This window comes from Paenibacillus sp. PK1-4R, from assembly GCF_030369595.1.
Classification (GTDB): Bacteria; Bacillota; Bacilli; order Paenibacillales; family Paenibacillaceae; genus Paenibacillus.
In genome coordinates, this window is the sequence record NZ_CP126535.1 from 6392683 (window position 1) to 6408174 (window position 15492).

11 protein-coding genes are annotated in these 15492 nt (G+C 48.5%); 6 read left to right on the forward strand and 5 right to left on the reverse strand.

The features are described from left to right. Window positions 1-25 precede the first annotated feature (25 nt). Window positions 26-1759, reverse strand: a complete 1734-nt coding sequence (locus tag QNO02_RS27805) for a glutamine--tRNA ligase/YqeY domain fusion protein (RefSeq protein ID WP_249912699.1) — start codon at window positions 1757-1759, stop codon at window positions 26-28. Window positions 1760-2019: 260 nt separating this feature from the next. Here QNO02_RS27805 and QNO02_RS27810 point away from each other — a divergent pair, with 260 nt between their 5' ends. Further along, a complete protein-coding gene (locus QNO02_RS27810; RefSeq protein ID WP_133386130.1) occupies window positions 2020-2277 on the forward strand; it encodes a DUF2164 domain-containing protein in 258 nt (85 codons plus the stop codon). A gap of 32 nt (window positions 2278-2309) precedes the next feature. Then, entirely contained in the window at window positions 2310-2858 is a 549-nt protein-coding gene (locus QNO02_RS27815) for a GNAT family N-acetyltransferase (protein WP_124116580.1), read from the forward strand. Between the two features lie 118 nt (window positions 2859-2976). Here QNO02_RS27815 and QNO02_RS27820 read toward each other — a convergent pair whose 3' ends face one another. Together QNO02_RS27820 and QNO02_RS27825 are read right to left on the reverse strand one after the other, a co-directional pair. Beyond that, entirely contained in the window at window positions 2977-3765 is a 789-nt protein-coding gene (locus tag QNO02_RS27820) for an SDR family oxidoreductase (RefSeq protein WP_289390540.1), read from the reverse strand. Window positions 3766-3794: 29 nt separating this feature from the next. Continuing rightward, a complete protein-coding gene (locus QNO02_RS27825; RefSeq protein ID WP_249912701.1) occupies window positions 3795-4295 on the reverse strand; it encodes a GNAT family N-acetyltransferase in 501 nt (166 codons plus the stop codon). Between the two features lie 262 nt (window positions 4296-4557). Between QNO02_RS27825 and QNO02_RS27830 the strand changes: the two genes are divergently transcribed. After that, window positions 4558-5757, forward strand: a complete 1200-nt coding sequence (locus QNO02_RS27830; RefSeq protein ID WP_289390541.1) for a methyltransferase domain-containing protein — start codon at window positions 4558-4560, stop codon at window positions 5755-5757. Window positions 5758-5839: 82 nt separating this feature from the next. On the opposite strand, the gene QNO02_RS27835 is transcribed toward QNO02_RS27830, so the two are convergent. Next, window positions 5840-9232 (reverse strand): GH36-type glycosyl hydrolase domain-containing protein, encoded by a 3393-nt coding sequence (locus tag QNO02_RS27835; protein WP_289390542.1) that lies wholly within the window; start codon window positions 9230-9232, stop codon window positions 5840-5842. A 162-nt stretch (window positions 9233-9394) separates the two neighbouring features. Continuing rightward, window positions 9395-10384 (reverse strand): LacI family DNA-binding transcriptional regulator, encoded by a 990-nt coding sequence (locus QNO02_RS27840; RefSeq protein ID WP_091012843.1) that lies wholly within the window; start codon window positions 10382-10384, stop codon window positions 9395-9397. A 528-nt stretch (window positions 10385-10912) separates the two neighbouring features. On the opposite strand from QNO02_RS27840, the gene QNO02_RS27845 reads away from it, so the two are divergent. The 3 genes from QNO02_RS27845 (at window position 10913) to QNO02_RS27855 (ending at window position 15479) form a co-directional block, all read left to right on the forward strand. After that, complete coding sequence (locus tag QNO02_RS27845; RefSeq protein WP_289390543.1) at window positions 10913-12550, forward strand: AraC family transcriptional regulator; 1638 nt, start codon at window positions 10913-10915, stop codon at window positions 12548-12550. A gap of 110 nt (window positions 12551-12660) precedes the next feature. Next, window positions 12661-13689, forward strand: a complete 1029-nt coding sequence (locus QNO02_RS27850) for an ABC transporter substrate-binding protein (RefSeq protein ID WP_289390544.1) — start codon at window positions 12661-12663, stop codon at window positions 13687-13689. Window positions 13690-13766: 77 nt separating this feature from the next. Continuing rightward, window positions 13767-15479 carry an ABC transporter ATP-binding protein gene (locus QNO02_RS27855; RefSeq protein WP_289390545.1) on the forward strand — a complete coding sequence of 571 codons (1713 nt, stop codon included), beginning with the start codon at window positions 13767-13769 and terminating at the stop codon, window positions 15477-15479. The last annotated feature ends 13 nt before the right edge of the window (window positions 15480-15492 follow it).

Here is a 15492-nt window from a genome sequence, read left to right on the forward strand (position 1 = left end):
TATCGTCCTACCTATACGCTTCACATTATGCCTTCGGCAGTTGGAATGAGCTTTTCAGGGATACAACCCGGTTAAATACCGGACGACCTGGCTCGGAATGTTTTGGATCTACACTGAAGTAACCATGACGGAAGAATTGGAATTTATCCTGCGCGTTCGCTTCCTTCATTTCTTGCTCCACATACCCGTGTACAACCTCAAGGGAGTTCGGGTTCAGTTGATCCAGGAACGTTTTCTCCGGTTGCTCTTCCACAACCTCAGTTTCAGCTCCAGCTACTGCCACTTCCACCTCTGCTTCCGGTGCTTCATCCAGGATCAAAGGCTCATACAGACGGAATTCAGCAGGTACCGCTTGAGTCGCTTCTACCCAGTGGATCGTACCTTTAACTTTACGGCCTGTGAATCCACTGCCGCTCTTCGTCTCTACATCATAGGTACAATGAATCTCGGTCACATTGCCTTCTGCGTCCTTGATCACATCATTACATTTGATGAAGTATGCATGTTTCAGACGAACTTCGTTGCCAGGGAACAAACGGAAGTATTTGTTCGGCGGATTTTCCATGAAATCGTCTTGTTCAATATAAATCTCACGGGAGAACGGAATTTGGCGATTACCCATCTCTGGGTTCTCCACATTGTTCTCTGCTTCGAGCCATTCCACTTGTCCTTCAGGGTAGTTGGTAATAACCACTTTAAGCGGGTGCAAGACAGCCATCGTGCGTGGAGCTTTCAGTTTCAAGTCTTCACGTACAAAGTGCTCCAGCGTTTGCAGGTCGATAACCCCTTGGCTCTTGGAAATGCCTGTTTCGAATACAAAATCACGAATGGCTTCCGGTGTATATCCCCGGCGGCGCAGACCCGAAATTGTCGGCATACGTGGATCATCCCATCCATCCACATGGCCTTCGTCCACGAGCAGTTTCAGCTTCCGCTTGCTTGTCACCATCTGGGACAGGTTCAGGCGGCCAAATTCGTATTGACGCGGCTTACTCTCCATCTCACATTCCGCAATAACCCAATCGTAGAATGGGCGTTGATCCTCAAACTCCAGCGAACAAAGGGAGTGCGTTACACCTTCAATCGCATCTTCGAGCGGGTGAGCGAAGGCGTACATTGGATAGATACACCATTTGTCACCCGTGTTATGATGGTGTGCGTGTGAAATCCGGTAAATCACCGGATCGCGCAGGTTGATATTCGGTGCAGACATATCGATCTTGGCACGCAGCACTTTCTCTCCGTTCTTGAATTCGCCTGCACGCATACGTGTGAACAGGTCGAGATTCTCTTCCACCGAACGATCACGGTACGGGCTGTTCTTGCCCGGCTCCGTTAGCGTTCCGCGCATTTGACGGATTTCGTCGGCGCTTTGGTCGTCGATGTAGGCTTTTCCTTTTTTAATCAACAAAACAGCACGGTTGTACATCTCATCAAAATAATCCGAGGCAAAACGTTTCTCGTTCCACTCGTATCCGAGCCATTTCACGTCTTCCTGAATCGATTGAACGTATTCTACATCTTCCTTGACCGGATTCGTGTCATCAAAGCGCAGATTCGTTTTGCCGCCAAATTCGCCGCCCAGCGTAAAGTTAATCCAGATCGCCTTGGCATGGCCGATATGCAGATAACCGTTCGGTTCCGGAGGAAAACGGGTAATAACTTCCTGGACTTTCCCAGACCGGAGATCTTCGGTAATAATATTTTTGATAAAGTTAGGTGGGGTTGTACGATTGTCCACAGGTATCAAACCTTTCATGAATGGATTGGAGCCTTCGGGAATTGCAGCAATTCCGGCTATAATTCCTTAATAACGAAGTCATTTCCTGAAAAAATCTATTTTCTTGGAAAGTTTCGTACGCGTTTCATTTAAATATACCTTTAACGGGGGAGGAGTTCAATAAAGAACGGCACCAAAGTCAGGATCAGCCGTGCATAAATAGGCCAAAAACCATTTTGACGGGTTCGCTCGAATCATGTAGCATGATAGTAAAAACAAATTAAAGGGAGGGTTTCCCATTGAACACGCTTAAACTGACCAAAGAACAGCAGGATGAAGCCATTCGCACCATCCAGTCGTATTTCGAAGAGGAACGTGGCGAAGAGCTCGGCGATCTGGCCGCTTGGGGTGTCCTCGACCTGTTCATGACACAGCTCGCTCCCTACATATATAATCAGGCACTCCGTGACGCACGCACAACAGTCAATCAACGCATGGCCTCAATGGAAGAAGACCTGTTTGCACTGGAGCAAAAGTTACCCAAGACTTCCCGTTAATCACTAATTTATAAAGAAAGAAGGTTGCATTCATGTTTACCTATTCATTGGATGAATATACCGAACTCCGGCCACTGGCCATGGAACATACCAAACCGCTGTTTGAACTGACGGATCGCTCGCGGGATCAATTGAGACATTGGTTGCCGTGGGTGGATCATGTGACAGAAGTGGAACACACCTCAAACTTCATTACTAACGCATTAAAACAAGGTGCTGAAAATGGCGGCTTCACCGCCGGCGTATGGTTAAAAGGCGATCTCGCAGGCGTCATCGGATTCCACGAAATTAACTGGACCAACCGCTCGGTAAGCATCGGATATTGGCTTGGCAAAGGTTTTGAGGGTCAGGGTTTGATGACAAGTGCTTGTCGCGTTCTGGTTGATTATGCACTAGTCACACTGGATCTAAATCGCGTCGAGATTCGCTCGGCAACAAACAATAAACGGAGTCGTGCCATCCCTGAAAGACTCGGATTTGTTCTCGAAGGTGTCATTCGCCAGGCAGAGAAGTTGCCTAAAGGTTACGTGAACCATGCAGTATACGGCATGCTTCAGCATGAATGGGAACTCTTGCGCTAATTCGCTTACATAATGAATCGGGAGTGATCTCTCCCAACATAATAGATCAACACGAATACCCTCGATCTCCACGGAATGTGGTGACAGAGGGTATTTATGTTATTGTATTCAATGACTTTTATAGGGCTCGGACCATTCCACCATCCACGATCAATGAGGTTCCGGTAATGTACGTATTGGCCCCGGATAACAGGAACACCACCGCTTTGGCAAACTCCTCTGGTTGACCATAACGGCCCAGTGGAATCTCCTTGCGGAACTGTTCAGAGACTTCGTCCTCACTGACTCCGTTCTGCTCTGCCCGTGCTGCATCCAGCTCACGAATGCGGTCTGTTGCAATACGACCCGGCGCCACCGTGTTGATCAAAATTCCGTATGGAGCCAGCTCCTGGGATAACGTCTTCGCCAATCCAAACACGCCGGTACGGAACGTGTTGGACAGCACCAGACCCGGAATGGGCTGCTTCACCGAAGTTGAAGCGATATTCACAATGTGTCCTCCGCTTTCTTTCATATAAGGAAGAGCACCGCGAATCAGCCTTACATAACTGAGTACATTTAATTCAAATGCACGCTCCCAATCTTCATCCGTCAGTGACTCAAATGAACCCGATGGCGGGCCACCCGAATTGTTCACCAGAATATCAATCTGTCCGAACATTTCTGCTGTCTTGTGAATCAGAGCCTCAATATCTTCCTTGCGTGTCACATCGGTTGCACAATATTCCACACGTCCACCACCACCAAGCGCCAGAAGCTCCTGCTTCACTGCTGTAAGCTTTTCTTCGCTTCGGCTGGCAAGCATGACGTCAGCACCTTCTGCTGCCAATTGAGCGGCTACCGCTTTGCCCAGCCCTCGACTGGAAGCCAACACCAGCGCTTTTTTACCTTGAAGTCCCATGTCCATCGTTGTTCCTCCTCCTCCTCAGCTAGTTTCTATTTGGTCTGGATAAAATAACCCATAAGAATATCGTCCACATACTTGCCGCCGATATAAAACTCAGACACCAACCTGCCTTCCGTCACAAACCCACACTGTGTATAAAACGTGATGGCTCCCGGATTGCTGGAGAGCACGCGCAGCCTGAGCTTGCGAACACCTTGTTGGGCCGCATGCTGCTTGATAGCATCCATCAAAGCTGTGGCAATGCCACAACGCCGATCATGAGGGTGAACTGCAATATGAATCTCGTAGACATGACGATTGACCGGCATACCTGTGGCTGGCTGAAAGCCCACATAACCACATACCCGCTCTCCCTGCACCGCAATCAATTGACTGCCTGGCGGGCAATGCTGCAGATATTGCTGTCTGGAGCGCCAATGCATCGGTGCAGGAGAGGTGTATTTGTCCCATACCAGGGCATCCAACCCCATTAGCTGGGCTGCATCTTTAATCTCCGATGGACGAATCGTAAATGTATGGCTGGTAAGCATAATAATTCAACCTTTCGTGCTATAGTCGACAACGCTGTACGTTACAACGTCGGGAGATTTAAGAAAGTTAAGAAATTTATGAAACTTTAGAAATACGTTGTTCGTTTGCTTCATTGTTTACATATGTTCGTTCTATATATTGTAGCATAGCCTCAGCTTTGACTAAAATTCCGCTCGGTCTTGAACCTTTTAGCAAAATGAGAAAAACACTTAACATTGCCGTAACGTCATGGTTTATACTGGTCCGATAAGGAGGGGATGCATGATGAATATCAAAGAGGCAGCAAGCAGGCTTGGTATATCGGCAAGAGCCATTCGTTTTTATGAAGAAAAAGGATTAATTCTCCCCGCCAAACAGTCCAGTAACGGGTATCGTACCTATACCGAGAATGATATCTGGCGGCTTCAGACCATTGCTGCGCTGCGTGAGATTGGCATGTCCCTACAGGATATAACACACGCGCTCGGAGAGATTGATCAAGGGAATCAGCAACAGCTGGAAGAATATCTGGAGCTGCAACAGGCCGTCATGTATGCCCAGTGGATTGAGTTGAAACGTATGATGGATACAACCCAGCGCATGATTGACCTGAATCGTCAGGACGGTCCGCTGGATGTCAGCCATCTACACGATCTCGCGGACAGTGCCCGTCGCCTGCGCGAAGCCCGGCAGAACTGGCATGATCGGTGGAATTATGACACGCAGGCAGCCATCCATGATCAACGAGTGCAGGCAGAAGGCAGAGTCAGTACTGAACACCCCAGCATAGAGGGCAGGCATCATTCAGCCACCCCCTCGCCTATAAGCGATGAGAATGAAGTTTCACATCCACACCAGGATGCAGATCATTCCGCGCCAAGCGATTCCAATGATACGGTACAGTCTTCCTTTTATCTGTATCACAACTATGAGGAAGCGCTCGAACAGACGGCTCAATGGATCTCTCCCACCCTTGGTGAGAAAGGACTCGATATTGGTACAGGCACAGGTAATCTGGCTGGGAAACTGCTACAGCACGGCGCAGACATGACTGCAATCGACCAATCCCGGGAGATGCTGCGCAGATGTCGTATCAAATATCCCGAGATGCATGTGAAACTTGGGAATTTTCTGGCGCTGCCTTTTGCCGATCATTCCTTCGATTTTGTTGTATCCAGCTTTGCTTTCCATCATCTGAGTCCAGACCAGCAACTACTGGCCTTACAGGAGATGCAGCGGGTATTAACCTCGCGCGGACGTATCGGTCTAACCGATCTGATGTTTGTTGATGCGACTCACCGTGATTCCTATATTCGACAGGCAGAAACCACAGGACACGAGGAACAGCTGCGCGCCTTGCGCGAACGTCACTTCCCTCTACTCAGTAAGCTATGCGGCTGGTTGGAACAACAGGGCTACGTAACAAAGCATGTGCGGCATAATGAGCTGTTACATACGTTGCTGGCAGTTCCACTGCGGTAAGCAATCGTAAGAGCGTATGGCAAAAAGGCCATCCCGCCTTTGAATAAAGGAGGATGACCTTGGTGTACATCATGCTATGAGATTACATATAGATATCAACAACCGTACGCTCAGTTGCACTGCGTGCTTGTCTGAACTCATCAAGCGAGATGCAGACCCCGCCCTGACGGTAACGGTTCGCTGTACGCTCGGTGCGAATGTCTTTGCCGTTCACCGCTACACGGCTCACAGCACCTTCGTTCAAGTGATAGATAAACGTCACCGGCTCACCTGCATACTCAAATTCGAATTGCATGCCGTTCAGCTCAGCTGGCAATACCGGGTCAATGACCAGATCGCCGCCCTCTTGACGAATGCCAAGTGCATTGGAGATCAGCTGGTTCATGTAGATTCCAGGACCGCTGGAGTAGATTCTCCATCCGCCTTTCACTTGTACAGTACCTTTACGAAGCTGGTCAAAATGCTCCTGTGCCTCGTAACGCGTATTAAACTTACCGTCCGAACTACTGAAGTATGAGTTCGCTTGGCGAATCTCTGCGTTAGGTACAACCTCGCCGATACCAACCGGGTTGATCATCGCGAGACCATTCCACACCTGATCTGTCTTACCTAGCTTCGCCATCGCTTCTACGTAACGGATATGAGCGTGTACATATTGCAACCCAATTTCCCGACCGAAGTTGGATGCTTGCTCTGCACGTTTGAAGTGTGTGCTTACTCCGCCAGCATACTGAGCCGGACGATTCATCAGACGCACGCCATCCGGGCACAGGAACTGTTCACGGATCAATGCGTAATGAGACTCTGCTTGCTCCGCATTCAGCAACTCACCAATCATGCTGCGCGTCATTGGCAACAGGCGATATTGAATACCTGTCTCTGTATCCGTTGGATGAAGCATCAGCTTCGCTTGGTCGGCTTCTTCCATGTATACAAAACCTGGAATCACATCTGTGCCCAGCATGTAACGGTTAAAGTCCTCACGAATGCCTTGAGCCAGCACATCCAGCTCCTGTGCAAAGTCCGCATCCTTGAATTTCAGTGCTTGCGAGAGCACATTCACGGACTGATACGTCAATGCCACCGTCCAACTGCTCACCATGTATTGCTTCAGCTGTGCATTGGCTGGTTGGAGCGTATCATCCCAGTCGCCATCTCCGTAGGAAGACAGGAACGTATCGTGCAGGAAGTGCGAACGGATATATTCGATTTCTTTTTTCGCGTGATCCAGTACCGTTGCTGTTTCTTCCGTGAACCCGAAGCTATGTTTAACCGTATAAGGTACTTTCTCATCCAGGATTGCATAGTCGCGAGTCGCTGTCAGGTAATCCGCCAGCACTTTCAGCGGCCATACGATGATGTCGCCATGGCTCTCTTCCTGTTGGATCGCAAAGTATTTATCAAACATGAACCATTGCGGCCAGTTGCCATCATCTTCATATTGGTGGGTATAAACCATTTTGATGATATCGCGAACTTGCTCATATTTTTGCGTTGCCATAAAGTACTCCACCGGACCTTGGCATACATCCCGTGTACCCCAAGCTGCACCGCCGTACTGCTCCAAACCGTGAGGCACGGAGTAGTGAACCAGCATGTTGTGGGTGTACCACCAAGCCAGCGCATTTACTTTGAACAGATCCTCAGCACTCTGACCTTCTCCACGGGACAAACGGAACCCGTTCATCACACCTGCGAAGAACTCGCGGTATGCCTGCACTTCCTCTTCAAAAGTAAGGCTTGAACCTGCTACCACTCCGCTATCCGCTTGACCTTCCAATACCCCCTGTACCTTCAGCGTCCATTCAGCACTCGCTTCCAGACTAAGGGTAACCAGTGATGCGGAACCACTGCGGATACCACTTGCCAGCAACGTTTCGTCACCTACATTTACAGTCGCGCCATCCACCGACATACGGTATTGCAGATCCGGATACGTTCCAGCACTAATCGCTTGTGGATCAGCCTTGAAGATCAATGTATCGCCGTCCTGCGTCATATGCAGTGGATACTCGTATTCATTCACATTCATCGTAATCTGGTTTGTTACCAGGTAACGGTATGCCGCGCCACTTGTGGAGCGTACGTTCATGCTTACTTCCGTAGTATGTGCGCCTGTGTAATTGGTCACGATGATCGTATCGGATGCCGTTTTGTAGATCCAACGTACATAGTTAAAGCCAATTTCGAACAGGGAAGGCATCGTCAGCAGACGATATTGTCCGTCCATTTCCACATAAATGCGTTGTCCGGCCGTCTTCGGTACGTTCAATGCATTGCGGGCATTACTGATCATTTTATTAAAATTGGTGTTACCAATAACGAGTTGTGAGTTGAAAATACCGTACATATACGATGTTGTCGTAATAACCTGTGCTCCAAGTTGCACGTTGCCACCACTCATCAGAATGTGACCGTGCGGACGCTCTACGAGCAATTCTTTTGCTTTCAGAACGATATGTTCATAGCTGCCTGTGAAGAAGGATAACAGTTCCTCACCGCTGTGCTCTTCCTGATGACGATCAGGGAACAGATCATGAATCTCATCTTGTGTCAGATCAAGTGTAACCAGCGGTTCGCCCAAGAAAGAGGAGAGTTTTACCTGTTCCAACGTATCTCCGTTTTCCACAGTCAGAGCCTGTACTTCATTCCATGCTGCTGTAACTTCATCTCCGAATTCCAGTGCAGAGATTCCTTCCGCATGATTAGGCTTCGCTAGCCCATAAAAGACCACCTGTGCTTCTCCGTTCAGATTCAGCAGTTCAGATTGCAGCGCCGTGTAGGCAAATTCATACTGATACGTCTCATTTGCCAGCGTTGGGCGCTTCAAGCTCTCTGGTTGATTCGTTTCCTTGTACGACAGACCGAAGAATTGGAATCCATCTGTGGAGTAACCGACTGCTTTCGTCAGGGAACCTTGTTGCATATAAGGAAATGCACCGCCCTGAGGCTGGTTTTGACGGGAACAAACGACATAACCTTTCGCTTCATCTTCAAACACCGTATGGTCAATGTATTGTGACAGATAAGCTTCATTGCTGCGTACCGCACCTGGATCAGCAAGACCTACATCCTGTCCGTACACCACGTCTACGTTATGTTGTTGTCCTGTGAGCTTCACATCCCAGAACCATACACCTTGCGGTGTAGCCGTAAATACGACCTGATAGCCAATGCCTTGTTCGCTACCTTCAAGCTGGACTGTGCCCTCCCAGATCAACTGGTTGCTGGACTGTGCTTTGCTTGTAATCACCTTGCTGTTCGAACGTACACCGAGCAACGGGAACGAGCTGATATTCTCCCCCTCATGTACACGCAGGTACAGGTTGTTCAGAGATCCATCAATCTGGTTGCTGAGCAACTGGTTCAGCATGGTTGTACCGGATGTAGCCTGGTATAGGTCGCCACTGTTCAAAAAGGTAAAAGATAACTCTCCGGCACTTAAGCGGATCGGTTCATTAATCATCGTTGTCATAAGGTTCACTCCTTGAATTAGTTAAAATCGAAACGTTTCGATAATTTTGAAAAAGAATAGGGGCCTCTTCAAACCGGCTTTTTACAGCCCGTCCGGACGATAACCCCATCATTAAACTTTTACTTCCCGCATGCAGGCAGTTCTTTGTTGTTCAGACTCGGTCTAAACCGAACGTACAGAGCTGCGCTCGATCATATTAATCGTTAACGTATATGAAGGGTCAACCGCTTCGCCATTGAGCATCTGGAATAACAGATGTCCGGCGAGCGACCCAGCTTCATGCTTCGGCTGGCGTATCGTTGTCAGCGGTGGATGCACATATTCGGACAACTGAATATCGTCGAAACCGATCACGGAAATATCATTCGGCACCGATATACCACGCTCTTCCAATGCTTTCAGGCCGCCAATCGCCATCTCATCGTTACCGTAAAATACCGCTGAGGGAAGCTCGCCCTGCATGATCATCATTTTGGTTGCACTGTATCCGCCCTCACGCACAAAGTTACCGTTCAGACGCCATTTGGACTTTTCTTCAAGTCCCGCTTCCCGCATCGCTCGCAGATACCCTTGGTAACGGAGCGCGTTGTCATACGAGTTGGATGGGCCACTGATATAAGCAATCTTCTGATGTCCCGCCTGAATCAGGTGGCGGGTTGCAAGGTAACCGCCCTGCTCTCCATCCACCAGCACGTTGACCAAATGGTCACTCGACAGCTGACGATCCATCACAATGATGGGGAAACGATGACCGGCAGATTCTACCAGAATATCATCATGAATGTTATGCGCCAGGATGATGGCTCCATCTACTCTTTTTTCACGCAAAAATCGCACTGCCGTTGAATCCCGTCCACCCATGGAGCTGCAAGCAATTAGGTCATACCCGTTTGCGAGGGCTACATCCTGTACACTACGGATCAACTCCGAGTAATACGGGCCCGACAGATCGGTCAGGATCAAAGCGATCGTGTTCGTCCGGCTCCGTTTCAGGTCCATGGCAAAGCCGTTCTTGCGGTAATTCAGTTCTCGTGCTGCCTCAAGCACTTTAGCCTTGGTCTTGGCACTAACCTTGCTATCCCCGCTCAGCGCATAGGAAGCAGTCGAGAGTGCTACACCTGCCAGCTTTGCCACATCCTTAATCGTTGCCATTCCACGTTCGCTCCTTCTAAACTAAAACAAATTCAAGGTTATCTACATTCTATACGATACATGGTTAGAACAACCACTAAATCCTTCATTATCGTTTATTAATCTTTGTACATATCATAGCTATGGATGTCAATCGAAACGTTTCGAGGTATTCTCAAAAAAAATCCTTGTTTCGATCCTTCCGGTACCACTGTTGAAGTACCTCATTCCAATCCGTACCATTAATGATGGTTATGACGCGTATTTCAATCTGACGCCCCCTGAACAGTTTGTGCCTAACACAATGAAACTGGCAGTAAACGTCAGATTGAAACGTTTCGACATTTTCATTATAGTCGGTGTTGATAGCGATTTCAACCACTTTATCTATTTTTCATAGAAAAAGTTGATTTGTTCAATCTGTCCATCCACGTCACTTCGTTTATAGTATATACTGCATAATAGTCGAGATCCGAGAATTACGCCAGTACACCAGGGGCATGAGACGAATAATGCCTCTGCTGACTTATGTAAGGAGACAGTTATCTAATGAATATTTCCAAGCCCATTTATCATAAAAAATCGCTGTCCCGTCCCATTTCCTTGCAGAAGATTCAGTCCGTACCTGTTGCCCTTTTCAAGCTGTGCCATCTGGTGCAGCTTCACGACCGCGAGGCATTCTCCCGCATAGATGAGATGTGGAGCACACTTCACGTACTATACGTCATTACTGCTGGCCAGGCCAGGCTGATTAGTGAAGAGGGTAAACTGACATTAAATGCAGGCTGTGCAGTCGTTCGGCAAGCTGGAAGCCTGCTTCAGCACGAGAACAATCGCGGCACTCTGTCGCCAATACAGGGCATTGCTATTGCTTTTGATTTCACGGAAAATGAACAGCTATTCTGGCCGTTCGGGATACCAGCTCCCATTGCGAGTCGTACTCTCACTGATAGGGCACTAGAGCTGGTTCAAGCAAGTTCAAAGGGCCTTGATTCCAGCCCATTCAGGCCACATATGCTTTTCTATGAGTTACTGGATATTTTGCGGGATCATGTGGCTCACTCTGCTCATGAAGATCACTCCTGGCTCGATGCCGTGCTCAGACATATCCATCAGATGTATACCCATCCGTTAAGCCGCGAACAATTGGCACGGGATGCAAATGTGAGCCCTGAGCATTTTTCACGGGAGTTCAAGAAACATACTGGTCTTACGTTTGTTGAATATGTGACTCGTCTCAGAATCAGGATGGCTCAAGAACATCTGTTGTTCGCGAACCCTACACTACAGGAGATTGCACAACTGACAGGCTACAGGGACACTTTCTATCTGAGCCGCAAATTCAAACAGATGGTTGGATCGGCACCAACACACTACCGGAAAATGCCCAAAAAGATTGTATCTTTGACTTACAATTATACAGCCTCACTTCTGGCATTGGGCCACACTCCCCACATGGGTGCCGTCGCCAGCTGGATGGAAGAAAAACGTGGTGAACATGGTCATGAGCAATTTGAGCAACATTCCGAATACGAGCTGGTTAAACATACGGATCTGATTGCAAACGCTCAGCCCGATGTCATTGTCGGATATGCACCGCATCCCGCTTCCGATGAACTACGTCTGATCGCACCGACCATTCTGATGCCCTTTGAGGAACTCGATTGGCAGGAGCAGCTTCTTCATTTGGGCAGAATTACTGGGCTTGAGTCCAATGCACAGGAGTTGTTAGATCGATATCATCAACTTGAGCAAGAGGCCAATTATACGTTGGACCAACAGATGGAAGGAACACGTGGTTCCGCCGTTTGCATGTTTATGATTGGAGAAGACGGCGCTTATATCTATGGTCATGGCTGGGGCAGAGCTTCTCATGTGCTGTATCAATCGCTGGGCTTCACTCCACCCTCACGTATGGAGCAGGATGGACAGTTACTCACGGGGTACGTTCATGTTCCGTTGTCCGAGATTCACTTGTATGCCGCAGATCACATGTTTGTCGCCTTCCCTGAGGAACCTGCCGAACGAGAAATGCTGGATAACCTGCTGAATCAGGAATCCTGGGGGACCCTCTCCGCCGTTCGTGAAGGACGTGTATACGAGATTGATGCCGACATGTTCTATGGATTTGATCCCTTGTCCGTTATGGAGCAATTGCAGCATATCATGCATCACCTGACATCATAATTGTCCATGCAGTAGTGATCATAGTTGTCCATGTACAAATATCACATCTTCCTCTATGTTATTAATGAGAATAATAATCATTATTGATTGTACATAGGGGGAACAAAAATATGTTTGCTGTAAAAAAACGCTTTTCCGGCTTGCTGCTTATGCTCGCCATCATTATGATTCTGGCTGCTTGTAGCAGCGGAACGGGCTCGACTGCCACTGAACAGACATCGGCAGCGGGAACCGAAACGACGACAGCATCTTCCGAGACGAATACAGACACGTCGTCCGGTACAGACAATTCAAATGCTACACGAATCTACAAGTCATTAAGCGGGGATATTGAGATACCGGCTGAACCGAAACGAATCGTTACCGATATGTACGTAAGTGATCTGCTTGCACTGGGTGTGAAACCCGTTGGTGCTGTTCAATATTATTTGGAAAACCCGTTCTATGCAGATCAGGTGGCGGGCATAGAGAGTATTGGTGATCGGGCGGCGGTATCCATGGAGAAGGTTGTTGCCTTGAACCCGGATCTGATCATTACCTACTCTGATCAAGCCGAAGAGATTGAAAGTTATAAAAAAATCGCACCTACCGTGGTCATTCCGTATGGTACATTCACCAATGTGCATGACGAAATCCGGGGATTCGGAGAGCTGATGAACAAATCCGAAGCAGCCGAAGCTTGGCTGAAAACGTACGATGAACGGATTGAAGCCGCTCGCGCTAAGGTGAAAACAGTCATTAAACCGGAGGAAACCTTCTCCATCCTTGAGGTATCCGACAAGAGTTATTATGGATATGGAGACAATTTTGGTCGAGGAGGACAAGCGGTTTACCGTGCTTTGCAACTTGCCCCACTCGAAATCACCAAAAAAGAACTGATGGGTGATACCCAATGGAAAGAAATTTCGCTTGAAGTTGTTGGTGATTATGCAGGGGATCATATCTTTTTAACCGTTGGAGAGAACAATAAAAATTACCAAGGTGACTCCATCTGGCAATCCCTGCCGGCTGTAAAAAACAATCAGGTGTATGAGTTGCTGGAAGACCGTTACTGGTACTTCGACCCGATTGCGATTCAAGGTCAGGCTGAGGAATTCGCCGATATGATCGTAGAACGTGCCGAGCAAAACCGTAAATAACATAAGCATGAAACAGGTGTCCGGACAGGCTAATCAGCCTGCTCGGGCATTTGTGTCATATCGAGGAGGACTTACATATGCTTCGCCGTTTTATGTCTTATTATCGTCCTTACAAAAGGCTCTTTATCTTGGACTTCTCCTGTGCCATCGCCGCCGCTCTGCTGGAGCTGGCCTTTCCACTCGCCGTGAACCGGGTGGTCGATCAACTGCTTCCGGCTGGCAATTGGTCCATGATCTTAGCAGCGTGTGTTGGGTTGCTCGGCATCTACCTGCTCAGTTCCTTTTTCCATTATGCAGTGACCTACTGGGGCCACAAGCTTGGCATTAACATCGAATCCGATATGCGGCGTGAACTGTTTCAGCGTGTACAGAAGCAGTCCTTCCGTTTCTTCGATAACAATAAGACCGGACATCTGGTCTCCCGCATGACCAACGATCTGATGGATATTGGTGAGATCGCACATCACGGACCCGAGGACTTATTCATCGCCTTCATGACACTGGCCGGAGCTTTCGGTATTATGCTGGGGATCAACTGGCAACTCGCTGTGATGACGTTCATCATTGTGCCGCTGATGATCTACCTGTCGCTGTATTTCAGTCGCAAAATGTCCAAGGCGTTCAAGCGTATGTTTGCAGATATCGCCGATTATAATGCACGGGTTGAGAACAATGTGAGCGGCATCCGTGTGGTACAAGCTTTTGCCAATGAAAAACATGAAGTAGGACGTTTCGTTGAGAATAACGAACGTTTCCGGCTTACGAAACTAATCACCTACCGTATCATGGCCTGGAACTCTTCACTCAGTTTTATCCTGATGAAATTTGTATCGCTGTTTGTACTGGTGTGCGGAACCTGGTTTGTTATTCAAGGAAGTATGACCTACGGGGAATTCATCGCTTTTGTGATGTTATCCAATGTATTCCTCGGGCCGATTGAGAAGATTAACTCCGTCATCGAGACGTATCCCAAAGGCATCGCCGGATTCAGACGTTACCTGGAGTTGCTTGAGGCTGTACCAGATGTAGAAGATACTCCTCAGGCGAAACCGATTCCGAATGTCAAAGGCGATATTACCTTCCATAACGTTACCTTTTCTTATGGAGAACACAAACCTACGCTGTCTCAGGTCAATCTGGATATTCAGGCAGGCCAGACGGTTGCTCTGGTTGGACCTTCGGGCGGAGGTAAAACGACGTTATGCAGTCTGATCCCACGTTTCTACGATGTGGATGCGGGACATATCTCCATTGATGGCATTCCGGTGAAGGACATGACACTGGAATCACTGCGCTCCCATATCGGGATTGTACAGCAGGATATTTTCCTGTTTGACGGAACGATTCGCGAAAATATTGCATACGGCAAACTGAATGCTTCCGATGAAGAAATCTGGCAAGCCATTCGCCGGGCTCAACTGGAAGAGCTGGTACAATCCCAGCCAGATAGACTGGACACCATGATCGGTGAACGTGGCGTGAAACTGTCCGGCGGACAGAAGCAACGTTTGTCCATCGCAAGAATGATCCTGAAAAACCCGCCAATTCTCATTCTGGATGAAGCTACCTCCGCACTCGATACCGAGACGGAAGCTGCCATTCAACTGGCGTTGTCCGAGCTGGCCCAAGGACGTACGACATTGGTGATCGCCCATCGTCTGGCGACGATCAGACACGCCGATCGTATCGTAGTGGTGGAGAACGGCAGCGTAGCCGAACAAGGAAGTCATGAAGAACTACTCGCGCGTAAAGGCTCATACAGCCGACTGCATCAAGCCCAGTTTGGTTAAAGGTTCGCTTAAA